Here is a 24,305-nt window from a genome sequence, read left to right as displayed (position 1 = left end):
GACCGTCTTAACAACCAACTTATACTGCTGACTTAGCGATCGCGGCCAAAATAATTATTACTGGCTTTGATCATCTTGCCCTGGTTGGTAAAACAGAAGCCCTGACAATAACGATTAACTTTATGCTGATCTGTACGCTGACTAACATAATTAATACGAAATTATGATGAGTTAAATGGTTAGTGCACTTGATTCCAATCCATGCCGTTTTTCAGCGTCGTTCACTATATTGAAATCTTGAGGAAAGTCATTTACTTGAACAGCAATATTGGTAAAACGCGTGAAATCTAGCATCAAACGTCGCTCCTCGATATTGATCGTTCCTACCAGACTGGCATGTAGAACCCAGTCATGCATAACCGCTAAATTTTGCGGAATCGGGGTTAAAGCACCAGCGTGTATCGCCGTTTTTAAGCGCTTTTCTATCGCTTCGAATTTTGGCAATAATCGGAACGCCATTTCGCAGTTGGAAATAATATCCCCATACTCACCCTGAATGAAGGAATCGGCCAGCAAACGATCACGGCTTTCGCCTGGAGCCTGCATCGCGACAGCGACTTTTGTTCCCAATGCATCGAGTGGAGCGCGATGTGGTAGCCCAAGTGGAAAGATCACAATGCGCATCAGTAATGCCGATAAGCGGTTCGGGAAATTGTCCAATACCCCTATCAAAGCCTGCTGCGCTCTTTGCAATGCATCTTGAATTGACCAATGCACATACGGTGCGTCCTCCTCTGGGCGGCCATCATCTTCAAAACGTTTCAATACAGCTGAGATGAGATACATCTGCGACAAAATATCGCCTAATCGCCCAGATATACGTTCACGCCGCTTCAATGATTTACCCAATACAAACATCGACAGGTCGGTCAGTAACGCAAACGCGCTAGACAAATGACTGACTGCACGATAATAGCGATGCAACTCGGGTGCCGCGCTCTTCGGCACGGAAGCCGCGTATCCAGCGCTTAAGCCAATGACTATACTGCGCACCAAATTGTTCAAGAAAAAACCGACGTGGCCGAAAAAAGCCCGATCAAAATCATCTATCGCTTTTCTACGATTGGGTTCATGAGTTGCGTGCATTTCCTTGAGTACAAAAGGATGCGACCGGATTGCGCCCTGCCCGAAAATGATCAGGCAGCGTGTCAATATATTCGCCCCTTCCACAGTAATGGCGATTGGTACTTGCTGATAAGCGCGCGCCAGAAAATTGTTCGGCCCCATACAAATACCCTTGCCGCCTAAAATATCCATACCGTCATTGACCACCATACGCGCACGTTCTGTAACGTGGTATTTAACGATGGCGGAAATCACGGCTGGTTTTTCACCCAAATCGAGCCCAACTACCGATAACTGGCGCGCGGCATCCATCAGATACAAGTTCCCGCCCATACGTGCCAACGCCTCTTGCACGCCTTCAAATTGACCGATGGCCGTGTTGAACTGACGCCGAATTGCGGCATAAGCGCTGGTTCCACGTACGGCAAGCTTGGCCATCCCGACATTGGATGACGGAAGAGAAATTGCACGCCCCGCGGCCAGACATTCCATCAGCATGCGCCAACCTTTACCTATTTGCGGCAACCCGCCAATGACCCAATCCATCGGAATAAAAACATCGGTTCCTGATGTCGGGCCATTCTGGAACACCGCATTTAACGGCCAATGGCGACGACCAATGACAACCCCTTGGTGTGAAGTTGGCACTAAAGCACAGGTGATGCCTAGATCGGTAGAATCGCCGAGTAGATGATCAGGATCAAGAGTACGAAATGCCAATCCAAGCAGCGTAGCAATCGGTGCCAGCGTGATGTAGCGTTTCGACCAGCTGACACGAAGCCCGAGTACCAGCGTACCTTTAATTTCAACACGGCAAACCACACCGACATCGGGAATCGACGCCGCATCCGAACCTGCATACGGATTGGTCAATGCAAAACAGGGAATTTCCAGCCCGCTAGCCAGGCGTGGAAGGTAATAATCTTTCTGCGTAGTCGTTCCATAATGCAATAGCAACTCAGCTGGGCCAAGAGAATTAGGAACCATCACCGATACGGCCAGCGCTGAACAATGCGTCGAAAGCTTCATGATGACTTGCGAATGCATATAGGCAGAAAATTCTTTACCACCGTATTTACGGGGAATAATCATCCCCAGAAAGCCATTCTCCTTGATGTATTTCCATGCTTCCGGCGGTAAATCCTGCCAAACCTGGGTGGTATCCCAATCTTTAATCAAGCCGCATAGTTCATTAACTTCATGATCTAGAAACGATTGTTCGATACTGGTGAGTGATGGGGCTGGGAAACTCAGTAACTTACTCCAATTTGGATTTCCTGAAAATAGTTCGGCGTCCCACCATATTGAGCCAGCCTCCAGAGCATCGCGCTCGGTATCTGACATGGCCGGTAAAATGCGTTTAAAGAGATCAAGTATCGAAGGAGAAATCAAAGAGCGTCGCAGCGCTGGTGCCGCGATTATTACAGCAGGCAAGGCGATGCACAGCAAAAGCACAACGCCTGTTTCAAATCCAATAGTCGCGCTGAAATAGCCGACTCCTATCCATAGTAGGATAGCAGCCACCCGGTACCTGCCTGCTATCTCAGCGTAGATCAAACCTAGGGTAGCCAGAATTGCTACCAGTATCCATAGTGCCATGTCAGTTCTCCGATGCAAATGTTCCAAAACCGTGCATCCATCGCAATGATTGTTCAGTGATCAATTACTGAACAATCATGCAAAATCTAAGGATGTAAATGAGTTGAAAACAGCATAACTGACAAGAAATTGACTGTCGGTTCGTTGCCGCACTTAATGATTTATAGGTTTGGAAAAACTGGATAAGGCGCGCGCGCCGCTAATTATTTAGCTGACGGCAGATTGTGATCATGAATTAGTTAGCCAAGAATAAAAAAGCGGCATATCAGTTACCTGATATGCCGCTTTTTATTCTTACTATGTTTTCAACTAGTCATTTCTAATGGGCTGACCAACCATTGCATCAACTCGTTCGCGTAACTCTTTACCGGGTTTAAAATGCGGTGCACGCTTTTCTGGCACCATCACTTTATCGCCTGATTTTGGGTTACGCCCAATTCTTGGCGGGCGACTGTTTAATGAGAAACTTCCGAATCCCCTAATTTCAATTCGCTGTCCAACGGCCAAAGCTTCGGACATCGCGTCTAAAATGGTTTTTACGGCGAAATCCGCATCTTTTGCAACTAGTTGCGGATAACGCTCAGCCAAACAAGCGATCAACTCTGATTTTGTCATTGTGAAGCCTCACTCATTAAGCAAGTGAGCAACATTGCATTGTTGAAATACCCGGCGTGACATGCCTTATCAGCATGTTCACACCTGCAATAATTGCTCCTAAGATTACCCATGTCGTAATAACTGAGTTGTAACTTAGTTTTTGCTATCAAGCTTAGCTTTTAACAACGCGCCCAAACTTGTTGTGCCAGAAGCAGCACTAGAGTCAGTTGCAGTCATTTTTTGCATTGCATCTGCTGTATCGACATTGTCTTTCGCTTTGATTGACAATTGGATACTGCGAGCTTTACGGTCAATGTTCAATACCATTGCTTCAACGCTGTCGCCAACTTTCAAATGAGTACCAGCATCTTCAACGCGGTCGCGTGAGATTTCTGAAGCACGCAAGTAGCCTTCAACTTCTTCTGACAATTGAATCACTGCGCCTTTTGGCTCAACTGATTTAACGGTACCAACAACAACAGCACCTTTGTCGTTCATTGCGCAGTAGTTATTGAATGGGTCGCCTTCGAGTTGTTTAACACCCAAAGATACGCGCTCACGCTCAACATCAATCGCCAATACGATGGCTTCCAGCTCGTCACCTTTTTTGAAGCGACGTACTGCTTCTTCGCCTGTTTCTGTCCATGACAGATCAGACAAATGTACCAAACCGTCGATGTTACCGGACAAGCCGATAAATACGCCGAAGTCAGTGATTGATTTGATCGCGCCGCGAACTTTATCACCCTTCTTGTGGGTAACAGCAAAGTCATCCCAAGGATTAGCTTTGCACTGTTTCATACCCAGGCTGATACGGCGACGTTCTTCGTCGATTTCCAGAACCATAACTTCAACTTCATCGCCCAATTGAACGACTTTGTTTGGTGCTACGTTTTTGTTAGTCCAGTCCATTTCGGAAACGTGAACCAAACCTTCAATACCTTGCTCTACTTCAACAAATGCGCCGTAGTCGGTGAGGTTGGTTACTTTACCGAATAAACGGGTGTGTTGTGGGTAACGACGTGACAAACCTGTCCATGGATCGTCGCCCAATTGTTTCACGCCCAGAGAAACACGGTTTTTCTCTTGGTCGAATTTCAATACTTTTGCAGTAACTTCTTGGCCAACTGTCAATACTTCTGACGGATGACGTACACGACGCCATGCCAAATCGGTGATGTGCAACAGACCATCGATACCGCCCAGATCTACGAATGCGCCATAGTCGGTGATATTTTTAACCACGCCGGTAACAACTGTACCTTCGCGCAATGTTTCCATCAATTTAGCGCGCTCTTCGCCCATCGACGCTTCAACTACAGCACGACGTGACAACACAACGTTGTTGCGTTTGCGGTCTAACTTGATAACTTTGAATTCCATGGTTTTGCCTTCGTACGGTGTTGTATCTTTCACCGGACGTGTGTCAACCAAAGAACCTGGCAAGAAGGCACGGATGCCGTTAGTCAAGACAGTCAAGCCGCCTTTAACTTTGCCATTAACTGTACCAATAACGATTTCGCCTGATTCCAGCGCTTTTTCAAGTGCCAACCATGAAGCTAAACGTTTTGCTTTATCGCGTGACAAGATCGTGTCGCCGAAACCGTTTTCCAGCGAATCAATCGCTACGGAAACGAAATCGCCAACAACAACTTCTAATTCGCCTTGATCGTTTTTGAATTCTTCCAAAGGAATAAACGCTTCGGATTTCAAACCTGCGTTAACGATAACGAAGTTGTGGTCAATACGAACTACTTCAGCGGAGATAACTTCGCCAGAACGCATATCTTGACGTGACAGGGACTCTTCAAACAGAGCTGCGAAGCTATCGGTACCGGTAGCGTAGTCTTGCGACATAAATACTGTTGCCATAATGTTTTGTGTAGGTAGTAAACAGCTCGTTGCACCGAATCAAACGCGTGGTGAATCAAACTGGGTTAGGTTAAAAAAAATCCAATATAGCCTTGCGCTATCTTGAACTGTACTAATTGCAAACGTTTAAATACTACTTTTTACGCTCAAACTTGCATATTGTTGCAAGACTTCCGCTACGGCTTGATCAACCGTTAATGCTGAGGTATCCAATATATATGCGCCTTGTGCTGGCTTTAATGGTGCTGCGCTGCGATTTTGGTCGCGGGCGTCACGTTCCGTTAAATCTTGCATGAGGTCTTGCATACTAGCAGAAAATCCCTTGCTAATCAATTGCTTAAATCTTCTTTCTGCCCGTGCGGCGACGCTGGCCGTTAAATATATTTTTAAACTGGCGTCAGGAAACACTACTGTCCCCATATCCCGGCCATCTGCAATCAAGCCCGGCGCCTTGGAAAAACTTTTTTGCAATTGCAGTAAAGCCTCGCGTACCGCTGGTAAAACAGCAATTTTTGATGCCGCATTACCAATTTCTTCAGCACGAATAGTGTTACCGACCTCTACGTCACCCAGCCAAATTTGCTCGCCTTCAAAACGACACGGCAATTGACTAGCGATTGTTGCTATCGCCAACTCATCATCTAGCGCAAGTTTTTGGGTTAATGCTGATAAGGCAGTCAGACGATACAGTGCGCCCGAATCCAAGTAATGAAACTGCAAAGCCTGGGCAACAAGTTGCGCAACAGTGCCTTTGCCGGATGCGGTCGGGCCGTCTATGGTGATAATCGGATTGGTCATTTGTGAATTTTTTAAAAAAAGAATAGCGATACGTATTTTTTTGTACAGGCAATATTGTGTCATACCAAGCTGAAACCGTGTGAATAACCGTAATCCTGAGCATCTGTCAAAAACAGTGATCACGCCATAAACATATTACGCATGATATATGCATGAATGAATTTCCTTCACGGAAAAGCTTGCGGCACGGAACATCAAAGATATTTTATTGAATCAATTTAACTCGGATTGACAATAGCAACTATATCAATAGCCAATGGAATAGCTTACCAATTCTACTTGCAATAAATACACATTAAATATTGAATTATATATTGCAATTAGACTCACATATTTGCATTAAAAATTAATTTCAATGATGTTGAATTTACAAACAAAACTTAATCGTATTAAGGAGACATTCAAATGACGAAAATACTAGTGTTAATTTTAACAATAATGATTTCAGGAGCGGCGAATGCTGGATTTAATGGGCTCACATGACATAGCCGCGCCAATTGTGGAAATAACGAAAGTATAACTTGGGACTTTACAACATATCGATTAATGGCAACTGTTTCGCATCACTATCGCAATGAGAAATTTAGTCACACTATTAAGATGGATTATCAAAATACATGGCGAAGTGCAGCAGTCCACTGGGGAGAGGCCGCTTCTGGCTCAGGATGGAGGGTAATTGGTTATCATTTCATCAAACAAAAAAATCAAGAGATAATTCTAGGCCAAACAAATGTAACTGATTGCAGTATTTATAACGGATGGTGGGACAAAAATAAATAACAGGAGAATTTATTATGAAAAATAATTTTTATTACACTGCACTTTTACTAATGCCAACATTAGCAACCCAGGCTCAGACAAAGCCAAATGATTCAGAAATTTTTCCAGAACCATTTATCGGCGTACAGGTTGTACCGTCAAACAAAATGATGTCACCTACAAATAGCATCAGCAATAAACAGCTAAAGGAAAACGGATACATCCACTCTGAATCTGAAAATCCTGGCAAGCTGATGGCTATCAAAAGCAGACTACCCAAAAACCGGGTAACGCTAACTGATGACCCTCACTATTATTATCTAAGGAAAAATATTGAGGACATCAAACTGACTTTTTCTTACCACCCCATCTCGCAAGGCGAATTATTGGGTTATGCGCCAGTTGGCACGCAGATCAACCAAGCTTGGACTGGCATCAGGGAGTTCTTTAAAAACAAGGAGTTCGGACTATGTTCGCTCACAAAATATCATATCGTGGATTCAAAAATGGGAGTAAGAATTAATGCCGACTCGGTTGCTTATGAAGTCAATTCCCATTTAACGACGCTTAATGTAGAAGGTAGTAACGAATCAGGATTTATGTATACGGTCAATTGGGCAGACAGCGTATTTTGGAATCAGCTAGAGTGCGCGCAGGACACGTTTGATAAAAGCATCATACATCGCATGTCGGCTTACGCCAGCAAAATCGCTACTCAACGTTAAATTCAGCACGATCTGTTCCATAATTAAGGTGTTCACCATGGTAGCGTTCAATTTAAATATAGTAATCGGCTACCAAACACCCTGTTCTACGACTGAAAAAAGTAAACTAATATTGCTTAATAGCGGCAAAGACCGAAAAATATTCAGGGAAGGTTTTTGCAACGCATTTCGGATCAAGTATACGGACTTTCGTTCCGGCTCGCAGTGCTCCATTCAAGGTGGCGAGTGAAAAACACATCGCCATCCGATGGTCGTCATAGGTTTCAATGCTGGCTGGCTTCAACTGCGCCGGTGGCGTGATGGCTAGATAATCGATACCGGTTTCTACTTGCGCGCCGAGCTTGGTTAATTCGGTGGCCATTGCGTCGATACGATCGGTTTCTTTCACGCGCCAACTAGCGATATTGCGCAACACGCTGGTGCCATCTGCGTACAAAGCGGCGATGGCTATAGTCATTGCCGCATCAGGGATTGCGTTAAAGTCGGCATCAATGGCTTTTAATGCGCCGTTGCTGCGCGCTTCAATGAAGTTATCACCCATGGTAATGCTCGCCCCCATTTTCTCCAGCGCCTCAACAAAGCGCACATCGCCTTGTATGCTATTGCGGCCAACGCCGGTTACTCGCACTGGGCCGCCACAAATGGCACCGGCGGCCAAAAAATAGGAGGCCGATGACGCGTCACCTTCTACATGAATACTGCCAGGGCTTTGATAATACTGACCACGGGCGATGGTGAATCTTTGCCAACCGTCGCGTTCTACATGCACGCCAAAACGCTGCATAAGGTTAAGGGTGATTTCAATATATGGCTTAGAAATTAATTCACCAACGACTTCAATCACGATGTCATGATCGCAAATAATCAATGGCGCAGCCATTAGCAAGGCAGTTAAAAATTGACTGGAAACATTGCCCGCCACTTTCCAACCTTGTGGACGAATTTGCCCACTTTGGATATGCAGCGGCGGGAAACCCGGCAAACCTGTGTAGGCGATATCCGAACCGACACGACGCAATGCATCGACCAGATCACCAATCGGACGCTCGTGCATGCGTTGCACTCCGTGCAAAGTGTAATTACCCCCCAACACCGACAACGCCGCCACTAAAGGACGTATCGCCGTACCGGCATTACCCATAAATAAATCAGCCTGTTTAATCGGAAACTTTCCATCAACGCCATGCACCAGATAGTCTTGGCTAATGCCTTTTTGTTGCCATTGCACGCCCAAAGTTTGCAGCGCATTCAGCATAACTAAAGTATCGTCGGAAGCCAGCAATTCGCTGATTTCGGTATTACCTTCGGCTAATGCTGCCAATAGCAAAGTGCGGTTCGAGATACTTTTTGAACCGGGCAACTGAATAGCACCTTGGGTGCGCGTGACCGGATTTAAATCTATATACGGTGGGAAATGAGGAATTTTCATGTTCAATGTTTGATAAATTAATTAGCCAACGTAGTAGGCAACATTAGTCGCCACCCTCTTTCGGCGGCGGCTCTGCAGATTCGATAGACTGGCTCCACCGTTGGCGTGCCGCCTGAGCATTGCTGAAAATTGCCAGTAACTGCTCGCCATCGCTGTGCTGCAATGCATTGGAAATACGTTGCAATTGCGCTTGGTAATGCGTCAATTCCACCAACAAAGCAGCGCGATTCGCCAAGCTAATATCGCGCCACATTTCTGGCGAAGATCCGGCAATGCGGGTGAAATCGCGGAAGCCTGATGCGGCATATTGAAAACGTAATTCCGCTTGTGGCTGTTCGGTAATTTGATCCACCAATGCATAGGCCAGCAAGTGCGGCAGATGACTGACCGCAGCAAAAACTTGGTCATGCTCGGCAGGATTCAAATAATACGGTACCGCACCACAACGTTGCCAGGTATTGGCAACCAGATTAAGTGCAGAGGGGCTATTTTCTGGCAAGGCGGTAATAACCAGTTTTTTGCCTTGGTATAAATTCGCAATAGCCGCATCCGGGCCATTCGATTCACGACCAGCGATTGGGTGCGCTGGAACGAATTGGCTAATTTTGTCCTCCAGCGCGCGCCGTGCGGCTTCGACGACATCCGCCTTGGTGCTGCCAGCATCGGTAACAATAGTCTGTGCTTGTAAATGCGGATAGATGGCACGCAAAATAGCTTCGGTTTGCGCGACCGGCGCTGCAATTAATACTAAGTCTGCGCCATCTAATGCTGCGGCCAAATCGGCGCCGGCGACATCAATTATGCCCAAGCCAAGCGCACGTTCCAATGCATTCTGATTACGTTCCACGCCGACGATTTGTTTGACAGCGGCCTGTTTTTTTAACGCCAAAGCAAAAGATCCGCCGATTAAGCCGACCCCAAAGATCACTACTTTTGTTAATTGCTGTGTGTTTGTATGCGCTAGCAAAACGGCCTCTAATGTATGCGGTTAACGTCATTCCCGCGTAGGCGGAAATCCAGAAGTTCTCAACTCGCGCTAAAGGCGCTTAATACGTCACGGGATCCTCGCCTGAGCGAGATGGACTCTAGCTGTGTTTTTCCAAAAAAATAAATCTACTACCCACAACCTTAAAACTAAATACTCAACGGATAAGAACCCAAAATCTTGAAGAAGGCCGCGCTATTTCTCAATTCACTTAAAGATCGCGCTACCGACTCGTCATGCTGGTGCCCTTCTACGTCAACGTAGAAATAATACTCCCACGTACCAGTCCGCGCCGGGCGCGATTCAAAGCGCGTCATGGAAACGCCAAATTGCATAAACGGAGCTAGCAAGCTATACACCGCGCCAGCTTTATTCGGCACCGCCAGCACCAAGGAAGTTTGATCTTTACCGGAAGGCTGGCAATGTGAGTTGCCAATTACGACAAAGCGGGTGCGGTTATGCGGATCGTCTTGAATATGCGCATGCACCGCTTGCAACTCATATTGAGCGCCAGCCGTTTCACCGGCAATCGCCGCCACGCTAGAATCTAAACTCGCCATGCGCGCCGCTTCGCCATTAGAGGCAACTGCCACTCGCTCCACATTCGGATAATGCTGGTTCAGCCAGGTTTGGCACTGCGCCAAGGCTTGCGAATGGGCGCAAATTTTAGTGATACCTGCCAAGTCGCCAGACGCAGTCATTAAACTGTGTTGCACCGGGATCGACAATTCGCCGCTAATCGACAAACTAGTTTGCAAGAGTAAATCCAACGTACGGTTGACCGCACCTTCGCTGGAATTTTCAACCGGAACCACACCAAAATCAGCCGTTCCCGCTTCCGTAGTACGAAACACTTCGTCTATGGAAACACAAGGCAGCAACACAATTGCATGACCAAATTGCTGGAAAACCGCCTGCTCGCTAAACGTTCCGGCTGGGCCTAAATAAGCCACGGTGACGCGACGCTCCAAGGCGCGGCAAGCCGACATTATTTCGCGGAAAATAAGTTGAATATCAAGACTAGGTAACGGGCCGACATTACGTTCAGCCACGCCGCGCAATACTTGCGCTTCACGCTCAGGCCTGAACACCGGTGCATTGGTGTTGGCTTTCAGATGCCCGACTTGCTGCGCCAATTCGGCGCGTGAATTTAACAAAGATAGAATTTGTGCGTCAACCGCATCAATTTTTTCACGTAACGGCTGCAGTTGCTTATCAATACTCATGATATTCCTTGCTGAATTACTTAAAATATTGCCGCTCAAATTCGTCCATAAAAGCAACCAAGGCTTGCACGCCTTCTATCGGCATCGCGTTATAAATGGAAGCGCGCATACCGCCGACCGAGCTATGTCCTTTTAATTGAAGCAAACCGCGTGCTTTTGCTTCACTCAAAAAAATCGCATTTAAACTTTCATCGCGCAAGAAAAACGGCACATTCATACGTGACCGGCAGTCTTTAACAATGCGGTTTTCATACAAGCGGCTGTTGTCGAGGTAATCGTACAGTAACGCGGCCTTGGCGACATTGATCTTTTCTAAAGCAGCAACTCCGCCCTGACGTTTAATCCACTGGAACACTAAGCCCGCAATATAGATCGCATAAGTAGGCGGTGTATTGAACATGGAATCGTTGTCCGCCACGGTTTTCCAATTGAACGCGGAAGGGCAAGCAGGCAATGCATAGCCAAGCAAATCTTCCCGCACGATGACTATCGTCAAACCGGCCGGGCCAATGTTTTTTTGCGCACCGCCGTAAATCACGCCGTAGTCGGACACACTAATCACGCGCGACAAAATATGCGAAGACATGTCGGCCACGATAGGCATGCTTACATTAGGTGTAAAGCCGTATTCAACACCATCGATAGTTTCGTTGGTGCAGATGTGTAGGTAAGCTGCATCACTAGACAACTGCCAATTGGATGGTGCCGGAATTGAGGAGAATTTACCGTCTGGCGAGAACGTTCTTGCGTCCGCAGCCACATTAACCGTGCCGTATTTGGCTGCTTCTTTAATCGACTTGACTGACCAGGAACCGGTGCAGATGTAATCCAGCGTTGCTGGTTGGGCTCGATTCCCAAGACCAGCTAAATTCAACGGCACAATCGCATTTTCTGCAATTGCACCGCCCTGCATAAACAGTATTTTGTAATTACTTGGTACAGCTAACAATTCCCGCAAATCCTGCTGCGCATTCGCCAGGATAGACATGAACTCAGTGCCGCGATGACTCATTTCCATCACCGACATACCGCTTCCATGCCAATCCAACATTTCTGCAGCAGCTTGTTGCAATACCTCTTTGGGAAGTACCGCAGGACCAGCGGAAAAGTTATAGATCATTCTGCAGTATCCTCCGGTGCGGCCTCATCTTTACCGTCGTCTGTAGAAGCGTCTGTAGAAACATCGGCAACGGCATCTGGATTTTCGCCGTTTTCATAAATAACTTCTTCCACATCAGTTTCCACAATGCGTTGCAAGCCACTTAATTTGGTACCGTCTTCCACTGCAATCAGGGTAACGCCTTGCGTTGCACGCCCCATTTCACGAATCTCGGCAACGCGAGTGCGGATCAATACGCCACCGGTGGTAATCAGCAGGATTTCGTCGGTAGTATCAACCAACGTCGCAGCTACCACTTTACCGTTACGTTCCGACGTTTGAATCGCGATCATGCCTTTGGTGCCGCGACCATGGCGGGTGTATTCGCCGATTGGCGTACGTTTACCGAAGCCGTTTTCAGTTGCAGTCAATACTGATTGCTGCTCGTTTTCAGCGACTAACAACGCAATAACTTGTTGACCTTCTTCCAGGTTCATACCACGCACACCGCGCGCTGTACGACCCATAGGACGTACATCGCCTTCGTCGAAGCGAACGGCCTTACCGGAATCGGAGAACAACATGACGTCGTGTTTACCATCGGTCAGTGCTGCGCCGATCAATACATCGCCCTCATCCAGATCAACCGCAATAATCCCAGCTTTACGCGGATTACTAAAGTCACTTAACGCCGATTTCTTCACAACGCCCAAGCTGGTTGACATAAAGATGTAACGATCTTCAGGGAAGGTACGGTTGTCGCCGGAAATTGGCAGAATAACCGTAATTTTTTCACCGTCATGCAGCGGGAACATATTTACAATCGGCTTACCGCGTGAGTTACGTGAACCTTGCGGCACTTCCCACACTTTCAACCAATATAAACGGCCGCGATTACTGAAGCACAAAATGTAATCATGAGTATTGGCGGTGAATAATTGTTCAATCCAATCATCGTCTTTGGTCGCCATTGCTTGCTTGCCGCGACCACCGCGTTTTTGCGCACGGTATTCAGATACCGGTTGCGATTTCATGTAGCCGGTATGCGACAACGTCACAACCATGTCTTGCGGCGTGATTAAGTCTTCAGTTTCCAGCTCAGTCGCGTTGTGTACAATTTCAGAGCGACGTACGTCTTTATTGCCAACGCCATATTCATTCATGGCGGCAGTTAATTCGTCAGTGATGATGGTAGTCACGCGAGATGGTTTAGATAAAATATCTAACAAATCCGCAATTTGAATCATCATTTCTTTGTATTCATTGACGATCTTGTCTTGCTCTAAACCAGTCAAACGTTGCAAACGCATTTGCAGAATTTCTTGCGCCTGATCGTCGGACAGCTTGTATAAACCGTCAGTTTGAATACCATAATGTTTCGGCAAATTTGCCGGGCGGAAAGCATCAATGCCGCCGACGTTATCGGCGCTGGTGCGAGTCAGCATCTCACGCACCATGGACGAATCCCAGGCGCGACTCATCAACTCGGACTTCGCCATCGGTGGCGTCGGCGCAGCTTTGATGATGGCGATGAAGTCATCGATATTCGCCAACGCAACAGCCAGACCTTCCAACATATGACCACGTTCACGGGCTTTTTTCAGCTCGAACACGGTACGACGCGTAACAACTTCACGGCGATGCGACAAGAAACAATCCAACATTTGCTTCAAGTTTAATAATTTCGGCTGGCCATTGACCAAAGCCACCATATTCATACCGAAGGTGTCTTGCAACTGCGTTTGCTTGTACAGATTATTCAGCACAACTTCAGGCACTTCATTGCGCTTCAATTCAATCACGACGCGCATACCGGACTTATCGGACTCGTCGCGAATATCGGAAATACCATCGAGCTTTTTGTCGCGCACTAATTCAGCAATGCGTTCCAGCAGCGATTTTTTATTAACCTGATACGGCAACTCGTCAACGATTAAAGCGGTACGGCCTTCTTTGCCATATTCTTCATAATGCGTTTTGGCACGCATCACCACACGGCCACGGCCAGTGCGATAACCATCGCGCACGCCGGATACGCCGTAAATAATACCGGCGGTCGGGAAGTCTGGCGCAGGAATTATTTCAATCAACTCATCAATCGTGCACTGAGGATTGCTTAACAAATGCAAAGCGCCGGTAATGACTTCGGTAATATTGTGTGGCGGAATATTAGTCGCCATACCAACGGCAATACCAGATGCGCCGTTGATTAACAGATTAGGAATGCGAGTCGGCAACACCGACGGTTCTTTTTCTTTACCGTCATAGTTAGGGACGAAATCAACTGTTTCTTTGTCGATATCAGCCAAAATTTCATTGGCGATTTTTGAAAGCCGGCACTCGGTATAACGCATCGCCGCGGCATTATCGCCATCGACTGAACCAAAGTTACCTTGACCGTCGACCAAGGTGTAACGCAGCGAAAAGTGCTGAGCCATACGCACCAGGGTGTCATAAATGGAAGCATCGCCATGCGGGTGATACTTACCCATGACCTCACCAACCACACGGGCACATTTTACGAAAGGGCGATTGTAGACATTATTCATTTCATGCATAGCGAATAACACGCGTCTATGCACTGGTTTTAAACCATCACGAACATCTGGCAAGGCACGGCCAACGATAACGCTCATCGCGTAGTCGAGGTAGCTCTTGCGCATTTCTTCCTCTAGGGAAATCGGGAGTGTTTCTTTAGCGAATTGATCCATAGTCATGCAGGCAGTCTGTTAACTTGACATTAAGGGTAAAGTTCTTGGTCTTCACATGCCGAATATTGAATTGCACCAACAAATACTATTAAGCAATCAAATTAAGAATGAAAAGCAAACAAGCACCTCATCAACAAATTAACGCATGAAGCAAACCGGTATGACCAGCCGACCCAATGCGCCAAACCGCCAATTCTACCATGTTGAAGCTCTAACATCGGCGGTTTTACCTGCATTTCAAGCAACAAATCTGCATTTAATTACAAATTAAAGTTCTAAAAAGTAACTACGATAGGATCGAAATAGTCAACTACTTAACGATTAAAATGTCACAAACATGAAATGTGCGCTTGCAACAAACGAGCGTAACAAGCGCGCCAATTGTGACATTTTTGTGACATTTCGCTCAATGCGAATCAATGAACATTAGCAATCTTGCCGAGGGTAAAAATTTCTTAAGTAGTAACACTTACTTTTTGTTGCAACCGCACAACGCATAAGGGAAATATCACGTATTCAAATTAACATGTTTAGTAATAACTCTCTGCTTATGGCAGAATTGCAACCAAGCGCATTACGGAGGAAACTACGTATCTGTAATGTCCCAAGGCGATGGTATTATTCAACCTTTGCATCAATTGAACTACGCAGATTTTCTGCGAAAAAATCTCACCCGAGAGGAGAAACATGAACACATTAGCAAAACTAGTTTTCGCGGCTTCTGCTGCTGTAATGGCAATTTCTGCTTCAGCACAAACTACCGTTACCGACACTAAAGCTCCAACTCCATACAGTGCTTACGTGCAAGACGCACAAGGCAATATCGTTCGCGACGCGTTCGGTCTGTGCATTCACACTGGCTACTGGACTCCAGCTGACGCGATTGTTGTAGGTTGCGATGGCGTTGAAGCACCAAAACCAGCACCAGTTGTTGTTGCTCCACCAGCACCAGTTGCGGCTCCTGCACCAGTTGTTGTTGCTCCTCCAGCACCAGTACCTACTACAGAAAAAGTTACTTTCGCAGCTGATGCGTTATTTGACTTTGACAAGTCTGTATTGAAACCAGAAGGTAAAGCTAAGTTGACTGAATTGGCTGCTAACCTGAAAAATGTAAACTTGGAAGCCATCGTTACTACTGGTCACACTGACTCAGTTGGTAAAGCTGAATACAATCAAAAACTGTCAGTACGTCGTGCTGAAGCAGTTAAGGCTTATTTAGTTTCTAGCGGTGTTGCTGCTGACCGTATCTACACTTCCGGCAAAGGCGCTACTCAACCAGTTGCTGATAACAAAACAGCAGATGGCCGCGCTAAAAACCGTCGCGTTGAAATCGAAGTTGTTGGTACACGTACTATCAACAAGTAATTGATTGCTCGCAATGAAGAACCCCGCTACGGCGGGGTTTTTTATTGCCTATTACAAACGTCCTTGCAAACTCAATAATTGCAAGTGCATGTTGCAAGTGCGGCCATTCTTAATTAAGATACGCGGATGAATGCAGACCCTTTAGAAATCCAAAAATTTAGTGATGTGGCTCATCACTGGTGGGACACTAGTTCCGAATTCCGCCCTCTACACGAAATCAATCCGTTACGCCTTGAATGGATACACGCACGCGCCTCATTAAACGGCAAAAAAGTCATTGACGTTGGTTGTGGCGGCGGTATTTTAGCTGAATCCATGGCAAAAAAAGGCGCATCAGTCACCGGCATTGACCTATCTGAAAAAGCACTCAACGTCGCCGATTTGCATAGCCTGGAATCCGGCCTGACTATCCGCTATAAACATATTGCTGCAGAACAAATGGCCGCCCAAGAAGCCGGCGCCTACGATGTAGTGACTTGTATGGAAATGCTGGAACACGTGCCCGATCCAAGCTCGATTATTGCGGCATGCGCGCAACTCGTCAAACCAGGCGGACTGGTATTTTTCTCAACATTAAATCGCAACCCTAAGTCCTATTTGTATGCAGTATTAGGAGCAGAATATTTGCTCAAATTGCTACCCAAAGGCACGCACGATTACGCTAAATTCATTACGCCAGCCGAATTGGCGCAGGCAATACGCCAAGCAGGTTTAGAGCTACTGTCATTACGTGGCATGAGTTACAACCCGCTCAGCAAAATTTATTCATTAAACTCTGACACCAGCGTCAATTATCTAGCGGCTTGCCGTCGTCCAGAATGAAGTCTTTAGGTACGATACGTGCAGTGCTGTTTGACCTCGATGGCACCTTGGCCGACACCGCCCCTGACTTGGCTGCCGCGGTTAATTTAATGCGCACCCAACGCAAGTTAGAACCAGCTCCCTATGCGCAATTACGCCCGCACGCTTCAGCAGGTGCTCGCGGCTTATTGGGTGCTGGCTTTGGCGTTACGCCACACGATGCTGAGTTTGATGCAATGCGGATCGAATTTTTAAACAATTACGAAGCCGCCATTTGCCAGCACAGCAGCTTATTTGACGGTATTGCCGAACTACTACAAACCATTATTGCACATGGCATTCCCTGGGGCATCGTCACCAATAAAGCAGCGCGCTTTACTCAACCACTGGTGCCACTATTAGGTTTGCAACACGCCAGTTGCGTGATTTCCGGTGACACCACCGCACACTCCAAACCACACCCGGAACCGCTACTGGAAGCAGCCAGACAATTACAGCTTGCACCGCAAGATTGCTGTTATTTAGGTGATGATTTACGCGACATTCAAGCAGCGCAGGCGGCAGGTATGCGCAGTATTGCAGCGGCGTGGGGCTATTGCGGACAAACTGAGCCGGAGCAATGGCAGGCAGATTTACTACTATATGAACCGAGCGAGTTGTTGAAATTTATTATTTAATACTATTTATACGTGATATCTTAAATTTTAAAAAATAAGGGTGATGCATATAAAAATCGCTCAAATGCACACCAAATCAATCAAAAAAGACTCAAAAAAAAGTCCAAGTTAACTTGGACTTTTTTTTTCATTCATCAACTACAACACAACTTATCGCTTTTTTTGAATCGCTTCAATCTGATCCATAATGCTATTCATGCGAGCAAAAATTGCCTGATACGGTGCTGGTGAAGCCAAATCAACTCCCGCCGCTTTCACCACATCGTACGGATCAGCCGAACCGCCTGAACGTAATACATTCAAATAATTTTCACGCACTGCTTTATCATTTGGATGACTCAAAATCTGTCCGGCAAACATAGAACCGGCGGCGATCGACGTTGCGTATTGGAATACATAAAATTGATTATAAAAGTGCGGAATATAGGCCCATTCGATCCCGTATAAATCATCAATTTTCATTACACCTTCTGCATCACCGTGGTAGCGCTTTAAAATATCCGTGTAAATTTTAGTGATATCTTCGCCAGTCAACGATTCGCCTTTATCGACTTTAGCGTGAACGGTGCGCTCAAAATCAGCAAACATCGCCTGACGGAAAAACGTGCCGCGTAAATTTTCTAATGCCGAGCCTAAATACAATAACTTTTCATCGTCATTTTTAGCGATTTTAAGCATGTGATCCAACATAAACACTTCGTTGGTCGTGGAAGCAATTTCCGCCGTAAAAGTCGGGTAATCAGCATTAATGTACGGCTGCGCTTTATTCGCTAAATATGAATGCATCGCATGACCCCATTCATGCGCCAAGGTCGAAATCGACTCATAATCATCGTTATAATTCAGCAGCAAATATGGATGCACATCATAGACCGCGCCATTCATATACGCGCCAGATAATTTATGCGGACGTGGATACACATCCATCCAGCGGTGCTGCAAACCATTCTGCATCGCTGCGACATAATCACTACCCAACGGCTGCACCGCGGCTAACATTAATTCCTTACCTTGCTCAACCGGATATTTCAAATTGCTGGATACAATCGGCGGGTAGATATCGTAATAATGCAGGTCAGTCACACCCAACATTTTTGCGCGTAATTTGAAGTAGCGATGCAGTGTCGGCAAATTAGCATGAGTTTGCTCAATCAGCATGTTATAGACCGCTGGCGGCAAATTATTACCATCCAAAGCGCGGGTCAGCGAATCGGGATAATGACGCACTTTGGTGTAGACGCTTTCTTTTTTCAACTGCTCATAAAAGGTCACGCCATAAGTACGTTCGAACTCTTTCCATTTACCCCAGAATGCATCGAACACAATTTTGCGATCAGCCCGGTTATCGGCAGCCCGATATTTGGTATACGCCGCCTGATCTAACTTAACTTCCGTGCCGTCTGATAATTTAACGGTAGGCCATGGCATATCAGCATTAGACAACGTGGTGTAGACCGATTGCCCGGCATTGGTTGCCGAACCAAAATTAGCCACCAACGACTCACCGCTTGCATCCAAGGTGTGCGGCGCAGTGCGTAAAATACCATCCATAAAATGGCGGTATTGTTGCAAGGTTTTATCTTGATTAATAAAGTGCGTCACTTTATTTGCACCCAACTTTAAAATTTCAGGGCGAATAAATGAAGTTGCTTCATCCAGCTTGACCGCCAGAATATCAGCTCGTTGGCTCAAATCCTGACCTAATGTAGCGCCGGTATCTTGATCCCTGCTTTGCGATGCATAACTACTTAAACGCACAAAACGCTTAACCATATCGGCGTTTAAATCCAAACAACTTTTAAACCGCTTAACAGATTCGCCCAATTTCCCCTGGCATGCAGAAAATTCCTTAAGCTGTTTTTCAAGTTGCTGGCTATCAAACTCCCAAGCGTCTTGGGTCGCGTATAAATCAGCTAAATTCCAACGGTCGTTTTCAGTTTCTGCTGCCGAACTCAGGCTAGGCAGCAATGCTGAAACCAGAGTGAAGGTAGCTGCCAGCGTGGTGGCAAGTGAGATATTCTTTGTCATCCCGATTTTCCTTTTTGTAGTGACAATTAGCTTAGAAACAGTGAATTTCTAATCCAACATAAGACTTTATACTTAAATGAAAAGTTTCACCAGACGCAACAATTATTTATCGCAACACTATCGACTGCTCTACCCACCCCTAAAATGCGGTACAATGTAAAACTGTTTTGGGGACGACCTGGCTTCGACGTGGGTTACAAAGCAGCGCAGGGCATACCGAGGCCAGACTACCTCGTAAATACAATCTGAAATTTATAACTGCAAACGATAACTCGTACGCATTAGCAGCTTAATTGCTTGCTAACTCTACACCACTTCTTCCCTAGGGTGGGCTGGCAACAGCAGTAGAGTCATTCATAGGGAATCGTCTAGAGTCGGGTTACTTGGCTTAAGACTAAATAATAGGTGACTCGTCTTTCCGCAGCGTGTGCGTCCGCGTCGTAAAGATTAAATCAAATGGCAGCACTAAGTATGTAGAACTGTCTGTAGAGTATTTGCGGACGCGGGTTCGATTCCCGCCGTCTCCACCATTAACATGTTTTAAGTAGTTCAAGTAAGTACATAAACCCGCCTTCCTCACTATGAGAATGCGGGTTTTTTGTTCGCCGCAGGCTTTCCCAGTTCATTTATATCCGGCATTAAATGTTGCCCCCCCATTGAGATCATCATGGCCTTAACCAATAGACTCCTTAGCATTCATGCAGATTCCAGCTGGATCGCTCCCGTAATTCCCTTCTAAATCAACTAGTTGCTGTTAGGTTTTGCGCTTCCAAAAAAAATGTAAGATTAGCTAGAATTCGTATGCTAAACGCCTATTTTTATTTTCCCCTGACTGTAACTACTGTGAATTACGTGATCGACTAGCGCTGTCGTATCAATTGGCATAGAATGTATTGCATTTGCGATTCATTGGAGATGATTATGAAAACCGCCACCTTGCCACCAATCCGCGTTGAGCCTAAGTTTCGAGAAGAAATGGAATCAGTTCTAGTCGCAGGCGAGACCCTTTCATCGTTTATTGAAGGCGCTGCACGTCGGGAAGCCCACTATCGGAAGGTGCACGGCGAATTTCTCGCACGAGGACGCGCATCACTGGCCAACGCCCGAGAGACTGGAAAAACAATTCCTGCGCAAACTGCCATTGCCGAACTGGATAAGATCATTGACGCCAAATTCGGTACAGGTAGTGCCCGCAAAAGAGAAAGTAATTGAAAGATTATGGCTATAAAGTTGATCTGACCGAAGAGGCGCTCGAACAGCTTATTGAACTTTTTTTGTTTAAGTGCGGGCAGTCTGACCTGTTAGCGGCCATCGAGGCTCGTGACGCCATCGAAGAGGCAATTGAACAAATTAGCCGCAGTCCTTACATCTATCCGATTGCGGACAACGATCCGACCGAGCGTAAGCTGGTCATCCCGTTCGTCCGAAAAACGGGCTACATCGCGCTGTTTTCCATTGAAAGCGAATCGCAGATCTACCTAACTAACATTCGTCATCAACTGCAGGATGACGTACTTCGTTAATAGTTGCCCTACTCCATATTTTTATTTGCCGTAAATTGATTATCGAACTGCGGCAATGTAGAACCTCTATCGACCGATCAGGACACGTTCCCGCCCCCCACCACAAAGTTTGACCAATAAAAAAACGGCGCAATACATCGCGCCGTTTCATTACTAGCCAATACCCCAGACTAATTCACATTATTTTGTTGAAGCATCTTTTACAGCTTCAGCTTTCACTTCTTTTTTAACCGTAGCAACTTTAGCCGTTCCCTTTTCTACTGCCGATGTCGCTGTACTTTGCGTAACTGTTTTCGCTGTAGACGTTGCCTGTGTCGCCTTAGTAGTTACTTTTCCCTCTACTTTGGACGCTGCCTTTGAAGCGGTAGCGGCAGGCACTGCAGCTGCTGCTTTCACGTCGCTCGTCGCAGATGCTGCTGAGGATGCAGCCATCGCTTTAACAGCGGGCATAGCTGGTACGGCGGGTGTAGCTGCAGGAGTTTGAGCAAATGCAGCACCAGTAGCTAAGGTGGCAGCAAGTAAAGTGGTGATAAATTTGTTCATGATAGATCCCTGTTAAGTTTAATGTTTCGTAGTCAATCTACGTACTCCAAAAACGTGATCCAACGTGATTAGGTTGACCCAGATTGACGCAAATCATTAGAACGCCTCTTCACTTAACACTGTCAACCAAGCCAGCGTTCAGGCGTTTGCGCGCCAATCCTGCCGCAATTCCAGCATGGATATGCCAATCAACTCACCCAGATCGCTACGCTGAAACAAACCATCAAGGATCTGCAAAGGTTTTCTACGCTTATTAACATTCGCGATTAACAGGACTCTTAATAGCAAAAATGCGGATACCTACTTAGCACGGCTTTTATTGGTAATTAAAGAAATAACGCGCCTGTGTTTGCTAGCGCACAGATTGGTGATGCCTGATCGTTTATCGTGAGAATGATGTTGCTAAACCCAATTCAGGGTTATTTCTAAAGAGGTCACAAAATGAAACAAACGCGTTTGATCGAACTAATGGTTATGGTTGTAGCAATGTTGATTCTGTCCGGTTGTGTCTGGGGAGGATATGGCGGATATCACGAGGATGAACATCACGACAGAGATCGTGGTGAGCATCGTGATGGTGATCATGGGGATCAGAACCACTAGTCAATTTTGTAAACCAACAGTTTTCAAGAAATTCATCACGTAAGGAGATTATCGTGAAATGGGCAGGCTTATATCTAGTGGGTTTCGTTATCTTAATTGGCGGTGTTTTGGCTGCATTCTGGAAACTGGGAATTCTTGCCAGTATTGGTACTGCATGGACTCTAATTGGCGTTGCGATTGCTTTCGGTATAGGCATTATGATTGCCATTTCCAATAGCGGCAGTAAAGAAAATATCGAAATTAATAGGAAATGAGCGGTTATGTTTGCTCTTACACGGTTGAGCATTAGCAGGGATAAAATCAGTCACAATCTGCTGCCTAATCTACTCAACCGCATTTCTGGTACTGCCCCACCCCACTGTTTAGAACGGCTAATGAACTAAACTAAATTTGTTCATCATGCCACCCGCTACTATCTCATCAGTTATTTGCCTATCGACCAGAACATGGCTGCGACGGCGATTGCCATAACGATGGTTCCTCCCCATCCCAACAATCGCAGCCGAAGACTTATTACAAATTCCCCCATGATGTCGGAACGAGATGCCATTAACATCATCACGACCATAATGGGCACGGAGATAACGCCATTAATGACTGCGCTCCAGTAGAGCGATTTAATCGGATCAATCGGTGTGAAACAAAGTGCTACACCAAGCAAGGTAGCCAAGGTAATGATCCCGTAAAACCGTTTTGCCAATAAGGGTTTCAGAGCCAGACTATTTTTCCATTGCAGTGCTCCTGCCATTGCATAAGCAGCTGATCCGGCCAAAACAGGAACGGCTAGAAATCCAGTACCTATAATACCGGCACTAAAAAGCCAAAATGCGAATTCGCCCGCAATGGGTCGCAAGGCTGATGCTGCTTGCTCCGATGTCTGAATATTCGTTACGCCATGCAAATTTAGCGTTACCGCTGTCGTGAGCACAATAAAATAAGCCACGATATTAGAAAACCCCATTCCAATTACGGTATCAAGCTTGATGCGATGAAAATTGGCGCTGGCCTGATTAGGGGCATATCTAATCGGCTTAGCCTGTTGATTGGCCCGTTGCTCTTCAACCTCTTGCGACGCTTGCCAAAAAAATAGGTAGGGGCTGATGGTCGTTCCAAATACCGCAACCACAGTGGTAATAAATGCGGCATTTAATGATAAATGCGGTAAGAACGTTCTCTTAAGTACGATGTCCCAAGGAATTTGTACGACGAATATAATCCCGACATAGGCAAACAAAGCCAATGTCAGCCATTTCAGTACACGCACGTAGCGAAAATAAGGAATAAAAATTTGCAGTACTAAGGAGATCACGCCAAAACCCATTGCGTAGAAATGCGCCGGGCCACCGATCAGCAGTTTCAGCGCAGCACCCATCGCAGCGACATCCGCAGCAATGTTAATGGTATTAGCAACCAGTAACAGTCCAACTAAAAAATACAAAAGCCAAGCGGGAAAATGCCGATAAATATTCGTTGCCAAACCATGCCCACTGACGCGACCAATTTTTGCGCTAATCACTTGTATCGCAACCATAAATGGATACGTTAGGACCAGCGTCCATAACATGTTGTAACCAAACTGAGCCCCAGCCTGCGAATAGGTGGCGATACCGCTAGGGTCGTCATCAGCAGCACCTGTGATTAAACCTGGGCCTAACTGATTCCCCCATGTTTCGTTCGATGAGTCGATAACTTCCGTGTCCGAGTAATTTGACATGCTCACTTTCGCTTGATCAGTATGGGATAAATCATTATTAGGACAAATGAATAGATATCGCTAGCTAGAATAAACGGTAGGGTAATGCACTTCTGTTCGATAACACGCATTGCGTTTGATTCAAATTAAGTTTTACTCAAATTAAGTTTGCATCGGGACAAATCTATCTAAGGGAATTTGATGGCT

19 protein-coding genes and 1 other RNA gene are annotated in these 24,305 nt (G+C 46.1%); 8 read left to right on the top strand and 12 right to left on the bottom strand.

The genetic code is table 11. From position 1 onward, the window contains the following. Positions 1–171: 171 nt before the first annotated feature. The 4 genes from S2091_RS12065 to cmk form a co-directional block, all read right to left on the bottom strand. Positions 172–2,664, bottom strand: coding sequence for an acyl-CoA dehydrogenase (locus S2091_RS12065; RefSeq protein WP_105532144.1), 2,493 nt, complete (start codon positions 2,662–2,664; stop codon positions 172–174). Positions 2,665–2,973: 309 nt separating this feature from the next. Further along, entirely contained in the window at positions 2,974–3,279 is a 306-nt protein-coding gene (locus S2091_RS12060) for an integration host factor subunit beta (protein ID WP_105532142.1), read from the bottom strand. Positions 3,280–3,414: 135 nt separating this feature from the next. Beyond that, positions 3,415–5,133 carry a 30S ribosomal protein S1 gene (gene rpsA / locus S2091_RS12055; protein WP_243405403.1) on the bottom strand — a complete coding sequence of 573 codons (1,719 nt, stop codon included), beginning with the start codon at positions 5,131–5,133 and terminating at the stop codon, positions 3,415–3,417. Positions 5,134–5,259: 126 nt separating this feature from the next. Further along, a complete protein-coding gene (gene cmk / locus S2091_RS12050) occupies positions 5,260–5,931 on the bottom strand; it encodes a (d)CMP kinase (RefSeq protein ID WP_105532181.1) in 672 nt (223 codons plus the stop codon). A 794-nt stretch (positions 5,932–6,725) separates the two neighbouring features. Here cmk and S2091_RS12045 point away from each other — a divergent pair. Beyond that, positions 6,726–7,415: a hypothetical protein gene (locus S2091_RS12045; RefSeq protein WP_105532138.1), complete on the top strand. Its 690-nt coding sequence runs from the start codon at positions 6,726–6,728 to the stop codon at positions 7,413–7,415. Between the two features lie 106 nt (positions 7,416–7,521). Here S2091_RS12045 and aroA read toward each other — a convergent pair whose 3' ends face one another. The 5 genes from aroA to gyrA all read right to left on the bottom strand — a co-directional run bounded on the left by aroA (position 7,522) and on the right by gyrA (position 14,865). Further along, complete coding sequence (gene aroA / locus S2091_RS12040; protein WP_105532136.1) at positions 7,522–8,844, bottom strand: 3-phosphoshikimate 1-carboxyvinyltransferase; 1,323 nt, start codon at positions 8,842–8,844, stop codon at positions 7,522–7,524. 43 nt (positions 8,845–8,887) lie between these two features. After that, positions 8,888–9,811, bottom strand: coding sequence for a prephenate dehydrogenase (locus S2091_RS12035; RefSeq protein WP_105532134.1), 924 nt, complete (start codon positions 9,809–9,811; stop codon positions 8,888–8,890). 167 nt (positions 9,812–9,978) lie between these two features. Next, complete coding sequence (pheA, locus tag S2091_RS12030; protein ID WP_105532132.1) at positions 9,979–11,055, bottom strand: prephenate dehydratase; 1,077 nt, start codon at positions 11,053–11,055, stop codon at positions 9,979–9,981. 16 nt (positions 11,056–11,071) lie between these two features. After that, the gene (serC, locus tag S2091_RS12025; RefSeq protein WP_105532130.1) at positions 11,072–12,175 is read right to left on the bottom strand and encodes a 3-phosphoserine/phosphohydroxythreonine transaminase; all 1,104 of its coding nucleotides are present in this window, start codon (positions 12,173–12,175) and stop codon (positions 11,072–11,074) included. Further along, positions 12,172–14,865: a DNA gyrase subunit A gene (gyrA, locus tag S2091_RS12020; RefSeq protein ID WP_105532128.1), complete on the bottom strand. Its 2,694-nt coding sequence runs from the start codon at positions 14,863–14,865 to the stop codon at positions 12,172–12,174. Before gyrA ends, serC begins: the two co-directional genes overlap by 4 nt. A 687-nt stretch (positions 14,866–15,552) precedes the next feature. Here gyrA and ompA point away from each other — a divergent pair. The 3 genes from ompA to S2091_RS12005 all read left to right on the top strand — a co-directional run bounded on the left by ompA (position 15,553) and on the right by S2091_RS12005 (position 17,708). Next, positions 15,553–16,230, top strand: a complete 678-nt coding sequence (gene ompA, locus S2091_RS12015) for an outer membrane protein OmpA (protein WP_105532126.1) — start codon at positions 15,553–15,555, stop codon at positions 16,228–16,230. 126 nt (positions 16,231–16,356) lie between these two features. Next, the gene (ubiG, locus tag S2091_RS12010; protein WP_105532124.1) at positions 16,357–17,052 is read left to right on the top strand and encodes a bifunctional 2-polyprenyl-6-hydroxyphenol methylase/3-demethylubiquinol 3-O-methyltransferase UbiG; all 696 of its coding nucleotides are present in this window, start codon (positions 16,357–16,359) and stop codon (positions 17,050–17,052) included. Next, the gene (locus S2091_RS12005) at positions 17,049–17,708 is read left to right on the top strand and encodes an HAD family hydrolase (RefSeq protein ID WP_105532123.1); all 660 of its coding nucleotides are present in this window, start codon (positions 17,049–17,051) and stop codon (positions 17,706–17,708) included. The genes ubiG and S2091_RS12005 overlap by 4 nt, the downstream gene beginning before the upstream one ends. Before the next feature lie 150 nt (positions 17,709–17,858). On the opposite strand, the gene pepF is transcribed toward S2091_RS12005, so the two are convergent. Continuing rightward, positions 17,859–19,736, bottom strand: coding sequence for an oligoendopeptidase F (gene pepF / locus S2091_RS12000; protein WP_105532121.1), 1,878 nt, complete (start codon positions 19,734–19,736; stop codon positions 17,859–17,861). A 169-nt stretch (positions 19,737–19,905) separates the two neighbouring features. Here pepF and ssrA point away from each other — a divergent pair. From ssrA to S2091_RS11985, 3 genes are all read left to right on the top strand, one after another. After that, positions 19,906–20,266, top strand: a transfer-messenger RNA (tmRNA) gene (gene ssrA / locus S2091_RS11995). A 391-nt stretch (positions 20,267–20,657) separates the two neighbouring features. Further along, entirely contained in the window at positions 20,658–20,948 is a 291-nt protein-coding gene (locus S2091_RS11990; protein ID WP_105532119.1) for a YlcI/YnfO family protein, read from the top strand. Continuing rightward, a complete protein-coding gene (locus S2091_RS11985) occupies positions 20,945–21,259 on the top strand; it encodes a type II toxin-antitoxin system RelE/ParE family toxin (protein WP_105532118.1) in 315 nt (104 codons plus the stop codon). The genes S2091_RS11990 and S2091_RS11985 overlap by 4 nt, the downstream gene beginning before the upstream one ends. 180 nt (positions 21,260–21,439) lie before the next feature. On the opposite strand, the gene S2091_RS24285 is transcribed toward S2091_RS11985, so the two are convergent. Next, positions 21,440–21,802, bottom strand: a complete 363-nt coding sequence (locus S2091_RS24285) for a cell envelope biogenesis protein TolA (protein ID WP_207769690.1) — start codon at positions 21,800–21,802, stop codon at positions 21,440–21,442. A gap of 656 nt (positions 21,803–22,458) precedes the next feature. Between S2091_RS24285 and S2091_RS11975 the strand changes: the two genes are divergently transcribed. Next, positions 22,459–22,659 carry a hypothetical protein gene (locus tag S2091_RS11975; RefSeq protein WP_105532116.1) on the top strand — a complete coding sequence of 67 codons (201 nt, stop codon included), beginning with the start codon at positions 22,459–22,461 and terminating at the stop codon, positions 22,657–22,659. Positions 22,660–22,829: 170 nt separating this feature from the next. Here S2091_RS11975 and S2091_RS11970 read toward each other — a convergent pair whose 3' ends face one another. Next, positions 22,830–24,119: an NRAMP family divalent metal transporter gene (locus tag S2091_RS11970; RefSeq protein ID WP_105532115.1), complete on the bottom strand. Its 1,290-nt coding sequence runs from the start codon at positions 24,117–24,119 to the stop codon at positions 22,830–22,832. Positions 24,120–24,305 lie beyond the last annotated feature (186 nt).

The sequence above is a fragment of the Solimicrobium silvestre genome, from assembly GCF_002976435.1.
In the GTDB taxonomy this organism is placed as follows: Bacteria; Pseudomonadota; Gammaproteobacteria; order Burkholderiales; family Burkholderiaceae_D; genus Solimicrobium; species Solimicrobium silvestre.
The sequence above is the reverse complement of the archived record's forward strand: the minus strand, read 5'-3'. Positions and strand labels throughout refer to the sequence as shown.